At 68.0% G+C, this 22562-nt stretch carries 16 protein-coding genes; 7 read left to right on the top strand and 9 right to left on the bottom strand.

Annotation, left to right across the window (positions count from 1 at the left end; genetic code table 11):
* Nucleotides 1–81 precede the first annotated feature (81 nt).
* Nucleotides 82–1122, bottom strand: a complete 1041-nt coding sequence (locus L593_RS13035; RefSeq protein WP_020447439.1) for a sodium:calcium antiporter — start codon at nucleotides 1120–1122, stop codon at nucleotides 82–84.
* Between the two features lie 88 nt (nucleotides 1123–1210).
* Complete coding sequence (locus L593_RS13030; RefSeq protein ID WP_020447438.1) at nucleotides 1211–2074, bottom strand: 3-hydroxyacyl-CoA dehydrogenase family protein; 864 nt, start codon at nucleotides 2072–2074, stop codon at nucleotides 1211–1213.
* 258 nt (nucleotides 2075–2332) lie between these two features.
* Between L593_RS13030 and L593_RS13025 the strand changes: the two genes are divergently transcribed.
* The 5 genes from L593_RS13025 to L593_RS16330 all read left to right on the top strand — a co-directional run bounded on the left by L593_RS13025 (nucleotide 2333) and on the right by L593_RS16330 (nucleotide 7321).
* Nucleotides 2333–3073 carry a hypothetical protein gene (locus tag L593_RS13025; protein ID WP_020447437.1) on the top strand — a complete coding sequence of 247 codons (741 nt, stop codon included), beginning with the start codon at nucleotides 2333–2335 and terminating at the stop codon, nucleotides 3071–3073.
* A 160-nt stretch (nucleotides 3074–3233) separates the two neighbouring features.
* Complete coding sequence (locus L593_RS13020) at nucleotides 3234–4118, top strand: class 1 fructose-bisphosphatase (RefSeq protein WP_049894507.1); 885 nt, start codon at nucleotides 3234–3236, stop codon at nucleotides 4116–4118.
* 107 nt (nucleotides 4119–4225) lie between these two features.
* On the top strand, nucleotides 4226–6028 hold the full coding sequence (locus L593_RS13015) for an acyl-CoA carboxylase subunit beta (protein WP_020447435.1): 1803 nt from the start codon (nucleotides 4226–4228) through the stop codon (nucleotides 6026–6028).
* A gap of 246 nt (nucleotides 6029–6274) precedes the next feature.
* On the top strand, nucleotides 6275–6658 hold the full coding sequence (locus L593_RS13010; RefSeq protein ID WP_020447434.1) for a DUF5658 family protein: 384 nt from the start codon (nucleotides 6275–6277) through the stop codon (nucleotides 6656–6658).
* Nucleotides 6659–6766: 108 nt separating this feature from the next.
* Complete coding sequence (locus L593_RS16330; RefSeq protein ID WP_049894159.1) at nucleotides 6767–7321, top strand: multiprotein bridging factor aMBF1; 555 nt, start codon at nucleotides 6767–6769, stop codon at nucleotides 7319–7321.
* 47 nt (nucleotides 7322–7368) lie between these two features.
* On the opposite strand, the gene L593_RS13000 is transcribed toward L593_RS16330, so the two are convergent.
* Genes L593_RS13000 through L593_RS12990 form a run of 3 tightly spaced genes read right to left on the bottom strand, consistent with a single transcriptional unit; the run spans nucleotide 7369 to nucleotide 11889 of the window.
* Nucleotides 7369–10530, bottom strand: coding sequence for a hypothetical protein (locus L593_RS13000; RefSeq protein WP_049894158.1), 3162 nt, complete (start codon nucleotides 10528–10530; stop codon nucleotides 7369–7371).
* Nucleotides 10527–11570 (bottom strand): hypothetical protein, encoded by a 1044-nt coding sequence (locus L593_RS12995; RefSeq protein WP_144060764.1) that lies wholly within the window; start codon nucleotides 11568–11570, stop codon nucleotides 10527–10529. Before L593_RS12995 ends, L593_RS13000 begins: the two co-directional genes overlap by 4 nt.
* Nucleotides 11563–11889 (bottom strand): hypothetical protein, encoded by a 327-nt coding sequence (locus L593_RS12990; RefSeq protein ID WP_020447430.1) that lies wholly within the window; start codon nucleotides 11887–11889, stop codon nucleotides 11563–11565. Before L593_RS12990 ends, L593_RS12995 begins: the two co-directional genes overlap by 8 nt.
* Nucleotides 11890–12228: 339 nt before the next feature.
* On the opposite strand from L593_RS12990, the gene L593_RS12985 reads away from it, so the two are divergent.
* Nucleotides 12229–12981 carry a ribonuclease H-like domain-containing protein gene (locus tag L593_RS12985; protein ID WP_020447429.1) on the top strand — a complete coding sequence of 251 codons (753 nt, stop codon included), beginning with the start codon at nucleotides 12229–12231 and terminating at the stop codon, nucleotides 12979–12981.
* Between the two features lie 85 nt (nucleotides 12982–13066).
* Here the strand turns inward: L593_RS12985 and L593_RS12980 are convergent, their stop codons facing one another.
* Nucleotides 13067–13630, bottom strand: coding sequence for a FaeA/PapI family transcriptional regulator (locus L593_RS12980; protein WP_020447428.1), 564 nt, complete (start codon nucleotides 13628–13630; stop codon nucleotides 13067–13069).
* A gap of 171 nt (nucleotides 13631–13801) precedes the next feature.
* Here L593_RS12980 and L593_RS12975 point away from each other — a divergent pair, with 171 nt between their 5' ends.
* Nucleotides 13802–16402, top strand: a complete 2601-nt coding sequence (locus tag L593_RS12975; RefSeq protein ID WP_020447427.1) for a hypothetical protein — start codon at nucleotides 13802–13804, stop codon at nucleotides 16400–16402.
* Nucleotides 16403–16577: 175 nt separating this feature from the next.
* Here the strand turns inward: L593_RS12975 and carB are convergent, their stop codons facing one another.
* The 3 genes from carB to L593_RS12960 all read right to left on the bottom strand — a co-directional run bounded on the left by carB (nucleotide 16578) and on the right by L593_RS12960 (nucleotide 22403).
* Nucleotides 16578–19946 (bottom strand): carbamoyl-phosphate synthase large subunit, encoded by a 3369-nt coding sequence (gene carB / locus L593_RS12970; RefSeq protein WP_020447426.1) that lies wholly within the window; start codon nucleotides 19944–19946, stop codon nucleotides 16578–16580.
* Between the two features lie 183 nt (nucleotides 19947–20129).
* Nucleotides 20130–20783, bottom strand: coding sequence for a TrkA family potassium uptake protein (locus tag L593_RS12965; protein ID WP_020447425.1), 654 nt, complete (start codon nucleotides 20781–20783; stop codon nucleotides 20130–20132).
* A 3-nt stretch (nucleotides 20784–20786) separates the two neighbouring features.
* Nucleotides 20787–22403 (bottom strand): APC family permease, encoded by a 1617-nt coding sequence (locus L593_RS12960; protein ID WP_020447424.1) that lies wholly within the window; start codon nucleotides 22401–22403, stop codon nucleotides 20787–20789.
* Nucleotides 22404–22562 lie beyond the last annotated feature (159 nt).

The raw sequence follows: 22562 nt of genomic DNA, 5'->3' as shown, positions 1-22562 counted from the left end.
GGGCGCGAACGAAGAGTTCCCGCAACCCCCTGTGTGAACATCCCCACCAGCCACGGGTAGGGACCCCACGAGCGCCGGGCGTCAGGCCGCCTTGAGGAGATCCGTCGCGCCGATCGACTCGGTGACCATCCACGCGACGAACACGGCGTAGGCGAGCAGGAGGAGGTAGGACTCCCACCGGTAGAGCGTGAGATCGGTCCGCAAGAACGTGAAGAGGAGCACGGTCGCGAGCGTGAGGACGCCGAAGAGCGGGAGCGCGACCGCGAAGTTGATCGTCAGGCTCCCGACGAGCACGACGCCGACGGGGATCGCGACGAGCAGGTCGAACGTGTTCGAGCCGAGGACGTTTCCGAGGCTGGTCGTCCCGTTCCCACCCGACGCCGAACGAACGCTCACCAGCGTATCGGGCAGACTCGTCGCCGCTGCGAGGATCGTCACGCCCGCGAGGAACTCTGGGACTCCGAGCGCTGCGCCGAGGAACTCCACGCTACCAACGAGGAACTCGACGGCGACCAGGATGACGAGGAGGCCTGCGGCCAGCTTGCCCCAGGCCGGGAGGACATCGACGCCCTCGCCCTCGTCGCCGGGCGTGTGATCGCCGACGTCCTGCCACTGGATGAAGAGGTACAGTCCGTAGAGCAATAGCGGGATCACCGCGAGCGGCCGCGTGATCTCGCCGCTGAGGGCGTCGGCACTCTCGACGGGTTCGTAGATCACCGCGAGCGCGAACGTGATGATCAGCGCGGAGACCGCGATCATGTAGAACTGCGCCTCCTTGTAGACGATCGCGCGGTTCGCGTCGAGTTCCTCGCCCTCCGTCGATAGCCCGGAGAGCGCCGGGATCACTAGCACGTTGAACAGCGCGGAGCCGACGATAGCGCCGACGCCGAGGTCGAACGCGCCTGCAAACGCCGCGATCACCACGCTCGCGAACTCCGGGAAACTGGAACCGACGGCGACGACCACCGAGCCCTGGACGACCGGTGGGAGGCCGTAGTACGCCGAGAGGTCTTCAGCGGAGGTCTCGAGCCAGGCGCTCCCGATCCAGACCGCGACCGACGCGATGGCGATCACGACGAGGTGAACCGGGGTGACGTCCGGAACGATGCCGCTGATGACCATGCTAGACGGAACGTCCCGAGCGACGCTACAAGTGAGTGGCTATCCGATCTGGGAAATCGTGAAGCGGAGGGTCGCTACCCCGTAGCGATCAGTCGTACTCGTAGAAGCCCTGGCCGGTCTTCTTCCCGAGGTGGCCGGCTTCGACCTTCCGCTTCAGGAGGTACGCCGGCGTGTAGCGGTCGCCCAGTTCGTCGTGGAGCGTTTCGGAGGCGTGCAGACAGACGTCCAGCCCGATGTGGTCGGCGAGTTCGAGTGGCCCCATCGGCACGTTCGTGCCGAGTGTCATCCCGCGATCGATGTCCTCCTTCGTCGCGACGCCCTCGTCGAAGGCGCGGACTCCCTCGTTGATCCAGGGTATGAGGATCCGGTTCGTGACGAAGCCTGGCTTGTCGTCGGACTCCCAGGTCTCCTTGTCGAGGTCCGCGGCAAGTTCGTGGGCGAGGTCGACGGTATCCGGCGCCGTCGATTCCCCGGTCACGACCTCGACGCCGTCCATGATCGGCACGGGATTCATGAAGTGGAGGCCGACGACGTGGTCCGGACGATTCGTCGATGCCGCGATGGACGTGATCGAGAGCGTGCTGGTGTTCGTCGCGAGGACGACGTCCTCGTCGACGATCCGGTCGAGGTCTGCGAACGTCTCCTGCTTGATCTCGAGGTCCTCGACGATCGCCTCGATCACGAGGTCACAGGGGGCGAGGTCCTCGAGGTCGGTGGTGCCGTCGACCCGTCCGACGATCCGATCGACGTCGTCTGAGGGAATCGCGTCGCGATCCGCGAGCCGGTCGAGGCTCGACTCGATCGAGTCGAACCCGTTCTGCACCAGGTCGCGGTCGACGTCCCGCATCGCGACCTCGTAGCCGGCGGTCGCGAGCACCTGTGCGATGCCGGCGCCCATCGTTCCGGCACCGACGACGCCGACGCGATCGATCTCGTCGAGTGATCGAACCATACTCGAATCGTCGGCAGCCCGATCCCTAAGCGTGCCGATGCCGTCGACGTGATACTCGACATACCAGTCAGATAGTGCACGGGACAGGGACGATACTGCATTCATTTCGACATCGACTCACGAGTCGACTGTGCGAAACCGGGCGATACCAGCGCGCAGGACCGGACCGAACCGAGACCTCTCGATGGAGATACACCCGTCAGACATAGCTACGAAATCGGCCATGACGTTGAAGATACTCCACATGGATCCCCCCGCATGGGACCGCCGGAGACCGCGCAGGAGGACGATCCAGCCGTGACGGGGTCGGGCGAGGAGTCCCGGGAAGCGACCTCGCTCGAGGACCTCTCCTTCGTCGGCGCGTCGACGGCGGCCACGCTCTCCGCTGCTGACATCTCAGTCGAGGACGTCGACGAGAAGACCGTCTCCTACCGCGAACTGGTCGAGGCAGGTGTCAACCCGGGCGTCGCTGGCAAGATCCGGCGGGAACACTCGTTGCACTGGACCCACGACGAGGAGGCGTTCGACCTCGACCGGCGTTCGAAAAACGTGCGTGGGCTGCGTGAGGGCGAACGCGAGTGGGTCGCCTCGACGGAGGGCACCGAACTCGAGGTATCGACCGACCGTCCCGCGAGCCAGAACGATGACAGCGACGGCAGTCAGGACGTCGACGGATGGTACGACGGCAACGGTGATCGGATCGGGACGAACGAAGTGACCGGAACGGCGATGGACGGCGACGCTGCAGACGACGAACTCGCTGGGGACGGCGAAGACCCGTTCTCCGCTGAGGCAGCCTGGCGAGAGCGAGCATCGAGCCCCTCGGTCGCGACGGTCGGTCCGGTTCCAGCCGACGCGGCCGAGGCGCTCGAAACGGTCGGCGTCGAGACCGTCCGACAGCTCGCGACGGCGAACGTGGACCGGCTCGCGACGGAACTCGGACTCGATCGCGACGACCTCGATTACTGGCAAGCACTGGCGGCCCAGCGTATCGAATGAGCTGCGGCGGTGGCCGAAAGTAGCGTCGAGGAGTAACGACTATACAGCTGTGTACCGCGTTACGAAATAGAATGCACTCTCCGGCGCGGTGTGATCGTCCGGGCTGCGATCCGACCCGTCAATCCGGCAGACGACGTCGTTGGACGACGGTGATCCGACCGTGAGCACGGTCCACGCGGACGCGACCGTCGACGAGATTCTCGAAGAGCTGCTCGCCACGGCCCCCGAACTCCGGTCCCTCCAGGCCGCGCGCCGTGGTGGCGAGACGGACGAAGAGAATCCGACCGGCGACGAGTTGATCGCCGCCGACGCTGCCGCCGACGAGCACCTCGTCGACGCTCTCGCCGCCATCGACGGCGTCGGCACCGTGGCCAGCGAGGAGCGCGCCGAACTGGTGGACGCGGGCGACGGACTCTCGGTCACGGTCGATCCGCTCGACGGCTCCTCGAACCTCGCGGCGAACGCACCCACGGGGACGATCCTGGGCGTGTACGACGCCGACCTCCCCGCACCGGGACGCTCGATTCTCGCGTCCGCAATGGTGGTCTACGGCCCAGTGACGACGGCCTACGTCGCGATCGAGGGCGAGGGCGTCACCGAATACGAACTGCCCCCGGGCGACGACGCCGAGCCGACTGTCGCCGAGGCCGACGTCACGATCCCGAACGATCCCACGATCTACGGCGTCGGCGGCGGCGACGACGACTGGCCCGAGCCGGTCGCCGACGTGGTCGACGCGCTCCGCGAGCAGCACAAACTTCGCTACAGCGGCGCGCTCGTCGCCGACGTCTCCCAGGTGCTCACCAGCGGTGGCCTGTTCGCCTATCCCCAGCTCGAATCGAGTCCGACCGGGAAGCTCCGGCACCAGTTCGAGGTCGGCCCGATCGCCTTCCTCGTCGAGTCGGCTGGCGGCGCGTCGACCGACGGCAACGGATCCTTGCTCGATCGGCCGGCCCAGGAGCTCCACGGCCGCTCGCCGATCTACGTCGGGAGCGAGGCTGCGATCGAGCGCGTCGAAGCGATCCTCGGCGATCGAGTCGAGTAACGGAGCGGACCGGTCGCCACACCCGGGGACAGAATCGCACACTAGCGACGGGAATCGCATCGACCGGTGGGGAAAACGGTTTGGGGGTACCACCACCATGCAGAATCATGAAGCTCCGGATCGAGGCGACCGCCAGCGACGAGGAGGCGTCGGCGATCGCCGCCGCGCTCGCAGAGCATCTGGGTGAGTCAGTCGAGGTCGTCGCGGGCGACGGTGACGAACCGATTGCGAGCGCCGATCCGCCGGCGGACGCCTCGGCTGCCGGCGACGCGGACGAGTCCGCGGCCGAAGCGGAAGCGGCGGCGGAGGACCTGGGACCCACTGAACGCGAGGAGCACCTCCGCGAACTGCTCGAGGATCAGTACGAGGGCGGCCCCGAGAAGTACCGCGATCGCCTCGACGAGCAGGGGAAGCTGTTCGTTCGCGACCGACTCAAACTCTGGTTCGGCGAGGACGACGAGGGAAGCGCCGACATCGCGTTCGAGGACGGCACGTTCGCGAACTTCGACTCCTGGCACCCCGACAGCCCCGACGTCGACGAGTACGATCCGGACTCGCGCCTCCCTGCGGACGGCCTCTTGACAGGCGCCGCGGAGTTCGAGGGCCGAGACGTCCACTTCATGGCCAACGACTTCACCGTCAAGGCCGGCTCGATGGCAGAGCGCGGCGTCGAGAAGTTCCTCCGGATGCAACAGCGCGCGCTCAAGTCCGGCCAGCCGGTGCTCTACCTGATGGACTCCTCGGGCGGCCGGATCGACCAGCAGACCGGCTTTTTCGCGAACCGCGAGGGCATCGGGAAGTACTACTACAACCACTCGATGCTCTCGGGGCGCGTCCCCCAGATTTGCGTGCTCTACGGGCCCTGTTTCGCCGGCGCGGCCTACACGCCCGTCTTCGCCGACTTCACGATCATGGTCGAGGGGATGTCCTCGATGGCGATCGCCTCGCCGCGGATGGTCGAGATGGTCACTGGCGAGGAGATTACGGCGGACGAACTCGGCGGTCCAGAGGTCCACACCCAGGAGTCCGGCTCCGCGGACCTGATCGCCAGGGACGAGGAACACGCTCGTGAACTCGTCGCGCAGTTGCTGTCGTACCTTCCCGACAGCGCCGAGGACTCGCCGCCCCAGCAGGAGACGGTTGCGCCCGTCGCGTCACCCGAGGGCATCGACTCGGTGATTCCCCAGCACCCCGATCGGGGCTACGACATGACGGACCTGGTCGATCGGGTCGTCGACGGCGATTCCTGGTTCGAACTCCGGCCGAACTACGGCGGCGAGATACTGACCGGGTTCGCGCGGATCGACGGCCGGCCGGTCGGGATCGTCGCGAACCAGCCCGCGAAGCGCGCGGGTGCGATCTTCCCGGACGCCGCGGAGAAGGCCGCGGAGTTCATCTGGACCGCCGACGCCTACGACGTGCCGATCCTGTACCTCTGTGACACGCCTGGGTTCATGGCCGGCTCCTCCGTCGAAAAAGAGGGCATTCTCGAGAAGGGCAAGAAGTTCATCTACGCGACCTCTTCCGCGACGGTGCCCCAGCAGACTGTCGTGGTGCGGAAAGCCTACGGCGCCGGCATCTACGCGATGGGTGGGCCTGCCTACGATCCCGAGAGCGTGCTGGCGCTCCCCTCCGGCGAGATCGGGATCATGGGCCCCGAGGCCGCCATCAACGCGGTCTACGCACGAAAGCTCGCCGAGATCGAGGACGAGGAGGAGCGCGCCGAGCGCGCCGACGAACTCCGGGAGGAGTACCGGCGTGACATCGACGCGATGCGGATGGCCAGCGAGGTCGTCATCGACGAGGTGATCCCGCCCAGCGAACTGCGAACCGAACTCGCCGCGCGATTCGCCTTCTACGAGGACGTCGAGACCGAGCTTCCCGACAAGAAACACGGCACCGTGCTCTGATTTCGACGGCTGAGAACCAGCGGTGGCGAGCGGTTCTCACTGACGCGGGCGGTGTGACGCGGTAGAAGCCCGTGCGATCGCGTGGTTTGCTCTCGACGGCCGGCGACGACTTCGCTCAGTGAGCAGTCACAACGCACGCGATTCCCGGCCCTGATAATTATATTCGGTCTGTAGTCTGCGATAGTACAATACGTAACCATTATGAAAACAGTGGTCCCACTATTTGGTGGCACCTGCCCCCGTTCCATGGCACTCCTCGAACCCCTCCCGGCGCCCGCCGGACGATCGTCCACCCAGAAGGGCGAGTCGCTGACGGCCCACTTCGGGGCCATACTCGCCCGGAACGAACGGTGGCTCTGGGCCGTCGCGGTCCTCGCGCTGCTCGCCGACGTGGTGACGACGCTCGTCGGACTGCAAACGGGACTCGCGGAAGGGAATCCCGTCGTCGCCGGGGCGCTCGCGGACGCAGGGCTGCTCGGATTTTTCGGCGTCAAAGTCGGCGTCCTCGCGCTCGCGGTCGGTGGACGGATCGCCGCGCCCGGGTTTCGCGTGGCGATCCCGCTCGGTATCGCGGTGCCCTGGCTCGCCGCTGCAGGAACGAACGCATTGTTGCTGTTCGCCGTCGCCTGAGCAGCGTCCAACGACGCGTACACTGGTCGACGGCCCACAATCCCGTCGCCGTCCCCGAAATCCGCCCCGGTCGCATCATTTATGCACGCCCCTGTGCAAGAGCGGGGCATGGTTCGGTGTGAGATGTGCGGCGCCAGTACGTCGTCGCCGAAGACTATCAAGGTCGAGGGCGCCGAACTCGAGGTCTGTTCGGACTGTACGGACTTCGGGACCGAGGTCCGCGACCAGGACGCGAGTAGCTCCACGTCCACCAAGTACTCAACGAGCAGCAGTGGCTCGAGCGGGAGCAGTGGTGGCGGCGGGAGCAGTTCGAGCGGGTCCGGTCGTAGTTCCGGCGGTGGCGGCTCCAGCCAGCGCCGCTCGGACATGTTCGACGACATGGACGAAATCGCCACCGACTACGACGACCGGATTCGGTCCGCTCGCGAGGACGAGGGGCTCTCCCAGGCCGACCTCGCGAACGAACTCAACGAGAAGGCGAGCCTGATCCGCAAACTCGAGCGGGGTGAGACGCTCCCTAGCGACGAGGTCCAGTCCAAACTCGAGCGTCACTTCGATATCTCGCTGTCCGGCAGCGCGGGCACTGACGAGGACGCCGAGTGGGAGGGCGGCGGCGACGCCGGCGAGTACACGCTCGGCGACGTCGTGAAGCGAAAGGACTGAGCGTCGAGGACGCCGCGTTCTGATCGGTTTTCGACGACCGGTGGCGCTCACGCGCTGCCGTCGAATCGCGACCGGATGGCCGACCGTGCGAGCGACTGCTCGGCGGCGTCGAGCAACAGCAGCGCCGCGAACTCCATGGCGGCTCCCCGCGTCGTGGAATCGTCCGCCGGGACGAGCGAGACTGCCTTCTGCACGACTGCACTGGCGGGGGCGACTGAGCGCAAGCGCTCTGCCGCTCGATCCAGGGACGCCTCGACCTCGTGGGCCCGGGACTCGACGCTCGCTACCGTCAGGTCCTGTTCGAGATACGCGAGGAGCGCACCGGGGTCGGCGTCGAGCCGTGGCGAAATCCGCACCGGCTCGCTCGAGGCAGTGATCACCTCGCGAACTGCCTCCTCCTGCATCGCTTGGCCGACGGCCTCGAGCGCAGCCTCCGCGGCCGCGACGGTAACCTCGGCGACCTCGTCGGGGTCCTGCGTGCTCGTCGCGAAGTGCTGGCCAGCGTCGGGGAGGGTCGCGACGCACTCCATGAGAGCCTCGGTCACGCCGGCGAAGTACAGTGGGATCGTCGGATCGGCAGTCGCCTCTTCGGCGACTGACTGAATGGTGTTCTGGAGGCCGGCCGCCCGGCGTTGCACGTGCTCGACCGGCTCCCAGTCGAATCGAGCGTAGACCGCGACGGAGGTTTCGGCGTCTGGCTCGACGGTCGCCTGGCCGTCCTGCACGGCGAACAGGTCGGCGTTCGGCCCGTCGAGTGCCAGGTGGCAGCGATACCGGCCTGCAGGGAGATCGATCGACGCCTGGCCGTCCTCGTCTGTCTCGACCTCGGCGGTTCGGACGCCGATCTCGGGTGGCGTGCCCGTCGCGACGCTCTCTGTGGAGGTCGCGCTGTCGGGGTCCGCTGCGTCGTCGGACTTCGACTCCTCGTCGTCTTCCACCGCAGGCTCGATCTGGACCGTGGCGTCGGCGATCGGGGCGCCAGCGACGAGCGCGGAGACGACGAGCGTGCCCGACGACGGGTCGAGCGCCACGTCGACCGTCGTGAGCGACTCCTCGATCGGGACCTCGACCGTCGCGTCGTCGTAGCCGGGCGCACCCACGACCACAGACACGGACCCGGTGGCGATCGGCAACGTCGTCGTGACCGACCCCGCTTCGACGTCGGCTTGCTTCGTCTCCTCGCGGTCGGTCGTCACAGTTACCTGCCCCTCGGGGACGGCGTCGCCCGTCTGCGCGTCGGTGACCTCGACCTGGAGACCGGGGCGGCCGACCGTCAGGTGAACCGGGATCGGATCCGGCGTCGGCGTCGTCGGTTGCTCCACGGCCAGGTCGACGGCCTCGGACTCCCGCTCGGCGGTCAGCCCCTGGACGACGTACTCCCCCGGGGGCAGTTCGACCTCGGTCGTCGTCCCGGCGAGCCGGGTGGTTTCGACGATCGTACCGTCGGTGGCCTGGGCGACCTCCACGGTTTGCTCGCCGGGCAACTCCCCGTCCTCGTCGTCCGTGAAACGGATCCGGACCGGCACGGCGGTCTCGTCGATCACTCGTCGGGTCGGCCAGGCGCCGATCGTCCCCAGCCCGAGCCTGATGCCGGTCGCGGTCAGGCCCCCGTGAAAGACACCGACGAGCAGTGCGCCGAGGCCGACGACGGCCCCAGCGATATCGACGCTACCCAGTATCGGACCCCCGTAGCGCGACTGGAGGACGGCGATGCAGGCGGCACCGCCGATCCCGCCGAAGAGGAAGTGGCCGAGGACCGCACGAGGGCCGGCTGCTGCCGCTCGTGCGGGCGAGAGCCGCCGGAGCCCGTAGACGCTCGCGACCGCGAGGACGCTCCCGACCATCGCGAGAAAGAGCAGTCCGACGATGGCACCAACGTCGAGCCAGAGCGAGACGAACGCGTCCTCGTCCGGGTCCTCTGGCACCGGATCGGGACTGGAGCCCGTGGGCGGTGGTACGACGGTCAGATCGACGCGGGCCGGCCGGACGCCCTCGCCGACGAGGAGTGCCGCCGCGTCCGTGCTCGGCTCCGAGAGCATGCGCGGGAGCGGCTGTTCCTCACCCGCCGCGAGACTGTCGTCGAGGGGGACGTAGCTGACGTTGCCGTCGCGGAGGAGCAGCCCGTCGTAGGGCTCGATCGCAGCCGGATTCGGCGCGTGGAGGGACCCGTTCGCGATGCGGAGTTGAACGGTCGGACGTGCCGGTGCGGAGACCGGCGTCTGGAGGAGCGTCGTTCCGTTCGGCTCGTCGACCCGAACGTGGATCGAGCCCGCGCCCACCACGCTCGCCGGCACGGGGACGACCCCCGATCGGTCCGCGATCCGAACGTGATATCGGCCGTTCGGATCGCCAGTCGTCAGCGTCAGCGCGATTCGATCGGGGCCGATCGACGGATGGGCGAGCGGCTGGACGACGACCGGATCGGCGTCACGGTAGGCGATCGCGGTTGCACGGCCAGCTGCATCACCGATCGTGAACTGGAGCGGGGCCGCCGTCACGGTCGCGTTCGCGAGGACGGCGTCCGCCGTGATGGACTGGTTCGCCGGGACGCCTGCGAGCGTCCCCGGTGACAGCAGGAGCGTCGCGTTCGGTCCCACGCCAGCGACGGTCGCCGGGAAGCGACTGCCGTTCGCCTCGCCGACGAGCGTCGGGGGCGCGTCGCCGATGCCGCGGACGTCGGCGGGAATCGCCAGCGAACTGGCGCGGAAGGTCGCTGGCCCCGTCTGCTCGATCCAGCGAAGATCTGCCGCGTCCTCGACGACCACTGTCCCCCCGCGACTCGCGACGACAGTGGCAGCCGAGAGATTCGCAGTGGCGTTTCGACCGACGACCTCGGGCACCGGAACGCGAGCGGCGTACCGATCGCCGGATCTGCTCGCCTCGACCGTCGCCGAGCCGTTCGCCGCCGGAACCGAGACGGCGAACGTCGTCTCGTTGCCGAGATCACCCGTCCGATTCACGGACGTGGAGAGGGTGAGCGTGCTCCCGTTTCGCGCCGCCGAACCGATCGACCCGTTTCCGCCCGCCTGCTCGGACGAGTCCTGCTGGGCGGATAGCGCTGAAGCGGCCGCTCCGAGATCGAACTCCGCTGCCGGCGACGAGGCACCGCCGTCGTGGGGAACGGTCGCCCCAGCCGGGGCGGCTCCCAGCGCCCCGAGCACCGCGAGGAGACAGATCACCGCTGCGATCTGGCGAACAGACCACCTCACGGCGCCAGCACCTCGACGATCACGTCTCCGAACGTCACAGCGAGCCAGCCGATCCCGAGGCAGAGCAAGACGAGTCCGACCGCCGCGGGGAGCAGTATCGCCCGTCGCGAGTATGTCGTCCACTCGCCCTGGGCGAGTCGACGGCGTGCCGCCCGTCCCCGTCGGATCGGGAGGAGCGCCCCCGCGACGCCGCCGATCAGGATTCCGATTGCGCCGACTCCGAAGATTCGCAGGCGGAGCGACCAGGTGAGCGACCGCTGCCGATCCCTGAGGACCGCATCGTGTGCCTGCAATCGGTGCCGGGTTCGGTTCTCGAGTCCCGTCGAGCGGGCACCGAGAGCGCGGAGGGCGGCCGCACTACCGGGACCGCCCACGGATGAGTCGGCGACGGCGTACAGTTCCGCCCGGAACTGCTCGCTGGCGTTCCGGTACGCCTCACGCGTGGCCATCGTCTCACCGATCGGATCGCCCGTCGGTTCGCCGCCGTCCTCGACCGTCCCCGTCGCGTTCTCCAGGCGCTGGAGTTGCCGTTCGAGCAATCGCTCCCGTTGGACGTACGTCGACTCGGCGCGCCGGAGCGACGCACGCTGGTCGGCGGAAGCGACCGGGATCGACCCCGTCACGAGCGAGGTCTCGACGGTTCGATCGACGATGGCCAGGGACGGCCCCGATGCAGTCCCTGGCGTGACGAGGGTGCCGAGCGAATCGTTGGTGGGTCCCTCGACGCGAATTCGGAGCCGTTCGTCCGTCGATTCGAGGACGGTCCCCCACTGCAGCGCACCGTCGTCGAGCGTCCGCGTGCTGTTCTCGGACTGGCAGAGGTGGACGACGAGTTCGGAACCGTGGTAGACGGCGACCGTTCCGTCGGGCCCGATCGGATCGTCCGCCGGCGGCGTGGCGACGACGATGGTATCGTTTCCGGCGTCTGCGCATGGCGGTTGTGCCGCCCCAGCACCGCTCGGGACGGCAGCGAGGAAGAGAAGCGAGAGGGCGACGAGGAACACGGGCAGGAGGAGTCGCCTGGCAGGGACCTCAGGCATCCCGCTCACCCCGACGGATGCGGCGACGCTGGTGGAGGTAAGCCGCGATGCTTCCCCCGATCAGCCCGACGCCGATACCCGTGGCCAGCAGCGCCAGGGAGAGCGTCGGATCGGCAGCCAGCGCAGCTTCCAGCGAATCGACGGTAGCGTGACGACGCTGGATCGAGGCCCCGATCGCACGGGTCGAGCCCGATGCTGGACCCGCAACGCGAAACCAGGAGCCGATCGCGGCACGGAGCCCGAGCGGATCCAGCAGCGCCAGGACTGCGACCCCGAGCAGCGCGGCGCCAGCGACGACGGAGCGGCGATCGGGGCGCATGGTGTGATGGTAACGGTGCGGTGTGGACCCAGCAACGCGTGCGTCCACCCGCGGGCAGGTACTTCGAAGGAGTACCGAACGGGAGGGCAAAACCGTTCTGCCAGAATCGTTATAATCCCCCGACGGTCGGTGGCCTTCTCTCCCACGTTCGGATGGCCTGTTTCCACTTCGTTCGGATGGCCACTTCCCCACATTCGGATGAGGCCAGCTCTCTCACGATCGGGCAGCCTGCTCCCCCGCGACGTTGCGCCTCCAGACTCGATTCGCGCCGGCTGACTGGTACGCCACGGCGGGGAGCGACCCGACAGCTTATATCCGAGGCCGGGCCTACCGATCCCCGTGCGGATCGAGAACAGCTTCGTGCCGGTGGAGGGCGTCGGCGACGTGACCGAGCGGAAACTCTGGCGAGCGGGCGTCACCGAGTGGGCAGAGTTCGAGGGGCAGGTCGTCGGACCGACGCGCGCCGACCGCATCGAGTCGTTCGTCGAGGAAGCCGAACGCCGACTCGAGCGGGGCGACGCCCACTTCTTCGCCGATCGCGTGCCGGACGCCGAACACTGGCGGCTCTTCGAGAACGTTCGCGAGGAGACGACGTTTCTCGACATCGAGACGACCGGGCTCGACCAGTACACCGATCGGGTGACGACCGTCTCGATCCACCGCGACGGCGACACGAAGACGCTCGTCCGTGGCCACGACCTCGCGGCCGAGACGCTCCGCGCCGAACTGACCGAGTCCAGTCTCCTGGTCACGTTCAACGGCCGGCGGTTCGACGTGCCGTTCCTCGAAACCTCGTTCGACCTCTCGATCGACCTGCCGCATGCCGATCTCATGTCGATGTGCAACACGCTCGGGTACTCGGGCGGCCTCTCCGCCGTCGAGGGCCGATTCGGCATCGAGCGCGATCGACCCGACATCTCGGGGCGCGACGCAGTCCGGCTCTGGCACGAGTACGAGCGCGGCAAGGACGGGTCGCTTGAAACGCTCATCGAGTACAACCAGGAGGACACAGTCAACATGGAGCCGATCATGGAGCGCGCCTGCGAGGAACTCCACGAAGAGGTCTTCGAAGCTGCTCGACGGGACGACTGAGCGGCTCGGCGTGACGACTGAGTGGCGCTACGCGACGACCGGACGGCACTCGCTGACTCGCGGCCGCTGACCCCAGGTATCAGCGCTACAACCCTTCGTACCGCCAGACGTCCTCTCCCCAGGCAGGGTTGACCACGCCAGGGAGTCGCCGGAGCCGCGGGCGAACCAGCTCCCACCACGGCTCGGGGTCGTCGAACCCGGCCTGGTGGGCTGGGAACACGTCCTCGAAGAACTCGTCGACGCTGACGGCCTCCTGCTCGCGGAGGTGGTCGAACGACGCGCGAATCGCGTCGACGCGCCAGTCCCGCATCATCTCGCTCGTCCCCGGCACCTCGACGTCGGCGAGCAGTTCGTCGACGCGGGCGTCGACGTCGACGGTTTCGACGTCCTCGGGCTCATCGCCGATTGCGGTGCGGCTCCGGTACCAGACGGTGAGTGTCGCTGGCTCGTCGCGGACGGTCTTCCGCCCGACGTCGCCGCGCTCGTGGAGCGTCTCGAGCGCGGTCCTGGCGGTGTGTTCGGTCACGTTCATCGCCTCGGCTACTTCCCGCGTCGTGTGTGGCTCGGCCCCGGTGAAGACCGCGAGGGCGCGCTCGTCGGGGACCGTCTCGGCGTACTGGCCCCAGGCGCGCTCCTCGTTCTCGCTCATATCTGGATCTCACTTGCTCCAGGGGCTTGTTTATTTCGGACAGCTATCTGCAAATTGATACTCGCTCCCAGATCGGGGCGCTGCAGGTGACCGTCGGCGACGGTTTCTCGTCACTGGAACGCGGTCGAATCCTCCGAACCCATTAAGTCGTGGGCTCCGTACCGGCGCTCCATGCCCGCTGGACTCGACGTCGGGGCCGCCAGGATCGTCGCGGCGACGGCGGACGGCACCGACGGCGCGCGCAACGCAGCACTCGCGGTCGATCGAAGCGACTACGTCGAAGACTTCCTCGAGGGCGCGGACACGCCGTCGATCGAGACCGACGACGGGATCGTCGCACTCGGCGACGCGGCGCCCGAAGTGGCGACGATCGCGAACGACTCGCCGACGCGACTGCTCGCCGCCGACTCGACGCTCCCGATCGACGACGTGCCTGCAGCCGTGGAGGCACTGCTCCGGGGACTCGTCGGCGAGGGATCGGGACCGCTCCGGTACGCACCGCCGTCGGGCGTCGACGCGGGCCCGATCGAGGAGGCGGCGAGCGCACTCGGGTACGACCCTGCGCCCGTCGAACCCGGCCTCGCCGTCCTGTACGACGCTCTCGATGCCCCGCCGACCGGGCTCGGCGTCGTCGTCGACGGGACGCGAACGATCGCGACGCTCGTCGTCGCCGGCGTCCCCGTCTCGCGCTCGGAACTCTCCCGGGGCGGCGACTGGATCGACCAGGAGATCGCCAGTGCGACCGGCAACGATCCCGAGGAGGTCGCGGAACTCCGCGCCAACGCCGACCTCGAGGATCCGAACTCCGGCGCGCTCGCGCTTCGCTACGACACGCTCCTCTCGAACCTCGCGATCGCGATCGCCGAGGAATCACCGGCCGTGGACGAGCCAGTACCGATCGTCGTCGCCGGCGCGGCAGCACCGATGGGCATCGACGGCCGACTCGAGGACGCCCTCGACGACGTCGACCTGCCGTTCGCGGTCGCGTCGATCGACCGCGCCGAGGATCCCGAGTTCGCCGCGGCCCGTGGCGCGCTCGTCGCGGCCGAGGATGGCAGCCAGATCGAAACCGACGGCGCCGAGGCCGACCCGGCGACCGCTGGCTTCGCCACCGGACTCGCCGACGAATCGGCAGCGACCATCGCACTCGCGAGCGGTTCGGGAACTGCCGCAAGCGAATCCGGCACTGCCGCGAGTGGAGGAGCCGACGCCGCCCAGAAAGGCGGTGCCGACGCCCCGGCGCCGGCCACTGCTGCGGGCACAGACGCATCCGATCCCGGCGCCAGTGCCGCGAGCGGGTCGCCGGAACTGGACGCCGAGCGCGAGGAGCTTCGCGAACGTCTGCAGCGCCTCGAAGACCGCATCGGCATCGACGACGAGCAGCCCCTCGACGAGGACGTCGCAGCACTGGCCGAGGAGGTCGCTACCCTCGTCGCGCTCCGCGAGGACGTCTCGGCGCTCGAAGCCGCCGTGGAGGACGAGAGCGACGCGGGAGCGTCGGGGGTCGACGTGGAGGCCCTGCAGACCGAACTCGAGACGGTCGCGGATTCGCTCGAATCGCGTGCCGACGATCTCGAGGAGCAGGTGGCGGCCACACCGGACGCCGAGCGCGTCGAGGACCTCGAAGCCAGACTCGAAGCGTTGCCCCCGATCGCGGATCTCGCCGACATGGCCGAGCGCGTCGGGGCAATCGACGCGGAGGAGCTCTCCGAGGTCGCCGACTCCCTCGACGAACAGTCGGCGTCAGCGGAGGCAGTCGAGGAGCGAACCGATGCCCTGGCGGACGACGTCGACGGACTGCATGACGACCTCGATGGACTGCAGGAGGACGTCGACGACCTGCACGAGAATCTCGACGCGCTCGAGGACGTCTCGACAGACCTCGATGCACTCTCCGACGACGTGGACGCGGTCGAGTCGGCGGTGGAATCGCTCGAAGACGACGTCGTGGACGAGGCGACCATCGACGCGATCCGGGAGCGCGTCGACGTGGTCGAGACGACGGTCGAGGACGTCGAAGCCGACTTCGAGGACGCAGCGTCGACCACCGACCTCGAGGACGTCGAGGAGCGCCTCGAAGACGCCGACGAGGAGCTGGACGGAGCGCGAGCGGATATCGAGAACGTCGAGTCGCGGGTCGGCGACCTCGAAGGCGAGGTGCCCGATCCCGACCTCGTCGACGCGCTCTCCGTGGACCTCGAGGCGCTCCGGGGCCGGGTCGAGGAGCTCGAAGCAAGCGTCGAAGATCGATTCCAGGACACCCAGGACAGACTCCAGACCGTCGAAGACGATCTCGACGCGATCGACGCGAACGCAGCCGACGCCGAGGAACTCGCAACGATCGAGAGCGACGTTGCGACACTCGAGAGCACCGTCGAAGACGCGGAAGCCGATCGCGCGGAGCTAGACGGCGCCTTCGACGACCTCCGTGCCGATCACGGTGCAGCGATCGAGGACCTCGAAGCAGACGTCGCCGACCTCGAGACCGCCGTCGAGGAGTTCCCCGACGACAGCGTCGGCATCACGCAGCACCAGAACGCGATCACGCGAGTCGAGAGTCGGATGGACGAGATCGAGAAGACGATCGCCGAAGTCGATGCGAACGCCGAGAGCGGTCCCGGCCGTGCCGCAATCCTCGTGCTCGGACTGGGACTCGCCGCCGTCGGCGGACTCGGCGCAGGACTCGCAACACTCAGCGACCAGGTGGCGCTCGCCGGCGGCTTCGTGGGCGTGCCGCTCGTCGCGGTCGTCGTCGCCTGGTACGTGAGCTAACCGCTGACTGGCCAACGACGACTGGTGGAACGAAGCCGCCCTGCAGAACGTGAGCCATCTGCAAAACGAGAGGAACGTTCGGAGCGAACGCGATCGTCGATAACGAGACCTCCCGTCAGAAACGAACGCGATCGTTGGGAGGAACACAGACCGAACCGCAGAGCGGTCGAGGCGTCTACTCCTGCTTGGGCTGTCCCCAGTACTCCTGCATCCGGGGACGGCTCTGGACGGAGTGAACGTCGAGAGGCTCGTCCTTGGCCTCGATCGCCTCGAGCGCGGCCTTCGCGCTCGGGAGCGTCGAGAAGTAGGTGATCTCCTCCTCGACGGCGGCTTCGAGGGGCTTGCGACGGCGGCTGATGACGAGGTCGACCTCGCCGGACTGGATGGCCTCGACGAACGCCTCGTCGTCCTCGAAGTCGACCAGGTCGAAGTGCTCCTCGTAGCCGGCGCGCAGTTCCTCACCGGCCGCGGAGTCCGGTGCGGGGAACTCGCTTTCCGAGAGGTCGACGACCGCGGTGCCCTCAAGGGGGATCGGCTTGCCGACGGCCATCTGGGCCTTCTGGTAGGCCTTGCCGAATGTGTCGGCGGTGCCCATGACTTCGCCGGTGGACTTCATCTCCGGGCCGAGACGCGGGTCCGACCCCGGCAAGCGGTCGAACGGCAGGACGACCTCCTTGATCGAGGTCTGGCCGGGCACCTGCTCGTCGACGTCGAGGTCCTCGAGGGTCGCGCCCGCCATGACCTTCGCCGCGAGCTTCGCGATCGGGACGCCCGTCGCCTTCGAGACGAATGGGACGGTACGCGAGGAGCGGGGGTTCGCCTCCAGTACGTAGACCTCCTCGTCGCGAACGGCGAGCTGGACGTTGAGCAGGCCGACGGTGTCGAGGGCGCGAGCGATCTCCTCGGCGACCTCGCGGACGCGGCGGTTGACGTCGCGGCCAAGCGAGCGCGGCGGGATCATGCAGGCGGAGTCCCCGGAGTGGACGCCCGCGGACTCGACGTGCTCCATGATGCCCCCGATGAGGACGTCCTCGCCGTCCGAGACGGCGTCGACGTCCAGTTCCACGGCGCCCTCCAGGAAGTCGTCCACGAGGATCGGGCGGTCGGGGCTGACGCGGGCGGCCTCCTCGATGTACTTCTCGAGTGCCTCGTCGTCGTAGACCACGTCCATCGCGCGGCCGCCGAGCACGTAGCTCGGGCGGACGAGGACGGGGTAGCCGATCTCGTGGGCGAGTTCGAGTGCCTCCTCCTTGCTGTGTGCGGCACCTCCGTCGGGCTGTTTGATCCCGAGGTCGTCCATCAGCTCGTTGAACCGGTCGCGGTCCTCCGCGAGGTCCATCGCCTCGACGGTGGTGCCCATGATCTCACAGTCGAGGTCGCGGCGCGCCAGTTCGTCTTCGAGGGGCTCGCCGACGTCGACGGAGGTCTGGCCGCCGAACTGGACCATCACGCCGTCGGCGCCGGTCGCCTCGACGACGTCGGCGACCTCCTCCGCAGAGATCGGCTCGAAGAACAGGCCGTCGGAGGTGTCGTAGTCCGTCGAGACGGTCTCGGGGTTGTTGTTGACGACGTGCGCGTCGATGCCCATGTCGCGGAGGGCCTGCACGGCGTGGACCGAACAGTAGTCGAACTCGACGCCCTGGCCGATGCGGATCGGGCCGCCGCCCACCACGACGACGCTCTCGAGGTCGCGATCGACCTGTACCTCGTCGAACCCGGTCGAGGTGTCGGTCGCGGCGGGTTCACGTGCGGAGTAGTAGTACGGCGTCGAGGCCGCGAACTCGCCGGCGCAGGTGTCGACCTGCTTGAACGAGCGGTCGGGTGTCTGGGTCTCGACATCGGCGACGGTGCCGCCGTCGGCGCGCTCGAGTTCGGAAGCCTGGGTAGCGTCGACGCCCGCAGCGAGTTGTGCGTCGGTGAAGCCGAGTTCTGCAGCCTCGCCGAACTCGCCGTCCTGGGCGTTGCGGGCGGCCCCGGTGATGCGGCCGAAGCGCTCGAGGTACCACTCGCGGATGTCAGTCAGTTCGCGGAGTTCGTCGACGGTGTAGCCGCGGTCGAAGGCTTCGAAGATCGCGTAGGGACGATCGGGCGTGGGACGTTCCAGGTACTCGGCTTCCAGTTCCTCGTCGTCGACCGCGTCCCAGACGACGTCTGGCTCGTACTCGGAGGACCGGAGCGCCTTCAGGAGCGACTCCTCGAAGGTTCGACCGATCGCCATCGCCTCGCCGGTGGACTTCATCGCCGTCGTCAGCTCGAACTCGACGTCCTCGAACTTGTCCTTGGGCCACCGGGGCACCTTCGTGACGACGTAGTCGATCGCGGGCTCGAAGGCGGCAGTGGTCTCGCCGGTGATCTCGTTCTCGATCTCGTGGAGGCGCTTGCCGAGGGCGACCTTCGCGGTGACGCGCGCGATCGGATAGCCGGTTGCCTTGGAGGCGAGCGCGGATGAGCGAGAGACGCGGGGGTTGACCTCGACGACGCGGTACTCGCCGGAGGGCGTACCGTCGTCGCGCCAGGCGAACTGGATGTTACAGCCGCCGTGGATCTCGAGGTCGCGGATGACTTCGAGCGCGACGTTGCGCATCTCCTGGTGGCCCGGGTCGGGGATGACCTGACTGGGCGTGACGACCGTCGACTCCCCGGTGTGGATCCCCATCGGGTCGAGGTTCTCCATGTTGCAGATGATGACCGTGGAGTCGTCGGCGTCGCGCATGACCTCGTACTCCAACTCGATCCAGCCCTCGATGGACTCGGTGATCAGCACCTCGTTGTTCCGGGAGAGGCGCAGCCCTTTGCGGACGCGCTCGTAGAGCTCCTCCTTGTCGTCGACGACCCCGGAACCGGAGCCACCGAGCGTGTAGGTGGTGCGTGCGATGACCGGGAGCCCGCCGACCTCGTCGACGGCGTCGTCGACGAGTTGCTGGAGGTCGTCCTCGCCAAGCTTCTGCGTGGACTCGCCCTCGGGCAGCGAAATCGTCGTCGAGGCGGGGACCGGCTCGCCCAGTTCGTGCATCCGCTGGCGGAAGAGGTCGCGGTCCTCCGTCGCGTAGATGGTGTCCAGCGGCGTGCCCATGATCTCGACGTCGTGCTCCTCGAGGACGCCGAGTTCGGCGAGTTCCGCGGTGACGTTCAGGCCGGTCTGGCCGCCCAGACCCGCGATCACGCCGTCGGGCTCCTCCTTCCGGATGATCTCCGCGATCGCCTCGGGCGTGATCGGCTCGATGTACACCTCGTCGGCCATCTCCGGGTCGGTCATGATCGTCGCCGGGTTGGAGTTGACGAGGACGACCTCCGCGCCCTCCTCCTGGAGTGCCCGGCAGGCCTGCGCGCCGGAGTAGTCGAACTCCGCGGCCTGGCCGATCTGGATCGGGCCCGAACCGATCAACAGGATCGTGCGATCCTCCCCGTCCGAGCCACCGTCGGAGCGGAGCTCCGACGAGGCTCCCTTCGCGTCGCTCGGCTCGCCGCCGTCGGCGGCGAGGACGGCGTCGCCACCATCCTCCGCTGGTGCCTCCGCATCCACGTCGGTCTGCGCGTCACTCATTGCTATCGGATCGGAGTTCGCACATCGTAATAAGGCCGGCGATACAGTGCGAAAAGCGAAATCGAATTTCGAAATTCGAATCTGCGAACCGCTCACACGGGGGTCGTTCGCAGCTCAAGGGGTGCGAAGGGTCAGCGGCCTGCGGGACGCTGGTCGGGATCTCGATCCGCAGGATCCGGTCGCTTACCCTCGCAGCAGGTTCAACACTTCGTCGACGACACCGGGCTCCACGGCGACGACGTACCGGTTGCCCGGCGTCAGCGTCGTATCGGAACGCGCCACTCGTTCGCCCTCGTCGTCCGAGATCACGAGCGTTCCCGTCGGAAACCGGACCTCCGCGAGCTGCTTGTTGGCGGCGGGCGCGCCCTCGGCGACCCGGATCTGCATGATGTCGAGCGTCGCGGTCACGTCCGCGAGGGTCTGGACGTCCGAGCCGACGATCTGGTTGACGGCCACGTGCGCACCCGCTCGCTCGGGGAAGACGACGGCGTCGACGAACCGGGTGTAGCTCTGGGCGTCCGCGCGGTCGATGCGCGCGACGGTGCGAATCTCCGGGGACAGCTCCGAGCACGCCATGCAGGTCGCGAGGTTCACGCCGGTTTCGCCGGTCAGTGCGGCGACGACGTCGGCGTCCTCGACGCCGGCCTGTTCGAGCACGTCCGGATTCGCCGAGTCGCCCTGGATGATCGTCGTCAGCCACTCGTCGGCCAGGTCGTCACAGACGTCGGGGTCCCGCTCGACCACGGTGACGTCGTCGCCGCGGTCGGTGAGGATCGTCGCTGCCTGCCGACCGACCCTGCCGGCACCCGCGATGACGACGTCGAGAGAACGGGGCATGGTTCAGTGATCCCCCTCCGTCCCAAAGGTAGTGTCGGTGTCTCCATCGGAATCGGTCGGGATGGCGTCCTCGGATCCCTGATCCGTGGACCGCCGCCGGTGGTCCGACTCGGTTGGACTCCCAGCGGAGCCCGTAGCATGGATCAATTCGTCTCCTGTCGCATTGGCGTCCAGACCATCTGTCGGGTCGTCGATCGTTCCCGATTCAACTGCGGGCTCGGATCCGTTCCGTCGTCGTTTGAGCGCGTAGTACGCCAGCACGCCGAGAGCGATCCAGCCCGTACTGAGGCCCAGCGCGACCGGGTCGGTGCCGACCAGGTAGCCGACGAGCACGACCGTCAAGACGAGGTTGAATAGGATACCGAGAATCGGCGGGAGCGGATAGAACGGCATCTCGTAGGGACGCTTCATGTCGGGGCGCTCCCGCCGGAGTTTGATGACCGCGCCGTTGACGACGACGAAGGACAACAGGAAGAACAGACTCGACATGTTGCCGGCGCTCTGGGTCGGGAGGAGCGTCGAGCCCAGCATGACGACCGCGCTCGCGAGAATGGCGACGAACGGCGTGCCGTACCGGTGGTGGAGCTGTCCGAATTTCGGGAGGAGCTGACCCTCGCGGCCCATCGAGAACGCCACCCTGGAGGCAGCGATGACGACGGCGTTCAGCGCCGTGAGTGTGGAGAAAACGGCGCCGAAGACGATGATCGCCCCGCCGTTGCGGATGATCGGGATCCCCGTCGGCATGAACTCCGTCGCGGCCGCGGCGATGCCAGCCTCGCCCGCCTCGGCGAGACCACCAGCACCGAGCGTACCGATCGCGACGGTCACGACCGCGAGATAGACGACGACCGTGGCGGCGAGACTGACGAAGATCGCCTTCGGGATGTTTTCGCGCGGGTTCTCGACCTCCTCGGTGACGGTGGTGATGAGGTCGTATCCCTCGAAGGCGATGAACGTCAGCCCCATCGCCGGCACGATGGCGGTCGCACTGGTGCCCTCCGGAAAGAGGGGCTGGAACTCCGCCGACGTGAACTGAGCGGAGGCCACCCCGAAGGCGACGAACACGATAAGGATCGTGACCTTGGTCGCCGTGAAGATCGTCTCGACGCTCCCGCTCGCCGCCGTCGACACCGCGTTGAGCGCGACGAACAGGAGGACGGCGGAGAAAGCCAGCGCGAATCCGGCGGGGACGCCGACGTCGAGCATCGGAATCGCGATGGCGCCGACCTCGTGGGGCGGCGCGACGAGCCCGTAGACGTGGAGCAGTTCGAGGAAGTTCGGCGCGAACCCGAGAGCGTACAGCGCGCCGGCGATCATGTAGGCGAACCACAGCATCCAGCCCATCAGGAAGGAGGCGAGGTCGTCGAAGGTCTCACGGACGAACGCGTACCCGCCACCGCTCTTCGGGATCGCTGCGGCGAGTTCCGCGTAGGACAGGCCCGTGAACGCAGTCCCGACGCCGTTCAAACCGAACACGAGGAGGGCAGCGGGGCCGGCGATGTCCGCCGCGAGGCCGGTCAGGACGAAGATCCCCGCACCGATCATCGCCCCCATGCCGATCATCGTCGCGTCGAGCAGGCCGAGGTTCGCCTCGGGCGAGCGGGTCTGCTGACTACTCATAACGGTGGGTGTGGGGTCGCAGCATCGAGTCGTCCGATACTGGTACGGGCCAGTTGTATCAGGGTTTCCCCCGCCGTCCGTGCCGACTAGCCACGGCCGGGTGGTCCCGGGCGTCCTGGCAAAATCCCGGATCCAGACGATGCGGTCGGCTCCTGGGGG

The sequence above is a fragment of the Salinarchaeum sp. Harcht-Bsk1 genome, from assembly GCF_000403645.1.
In the GTDB taxonomy this organism is placed as follows: Archaea; Halobacteriota; Halobacteria; order Halobacteriales; family Salinarchaeaceae; genus Salinarchaeum.
Note: the sequence above shows the minus strand (reverse complement) of the source record. Positions and strands in the feature narration are given on the sequence as shown.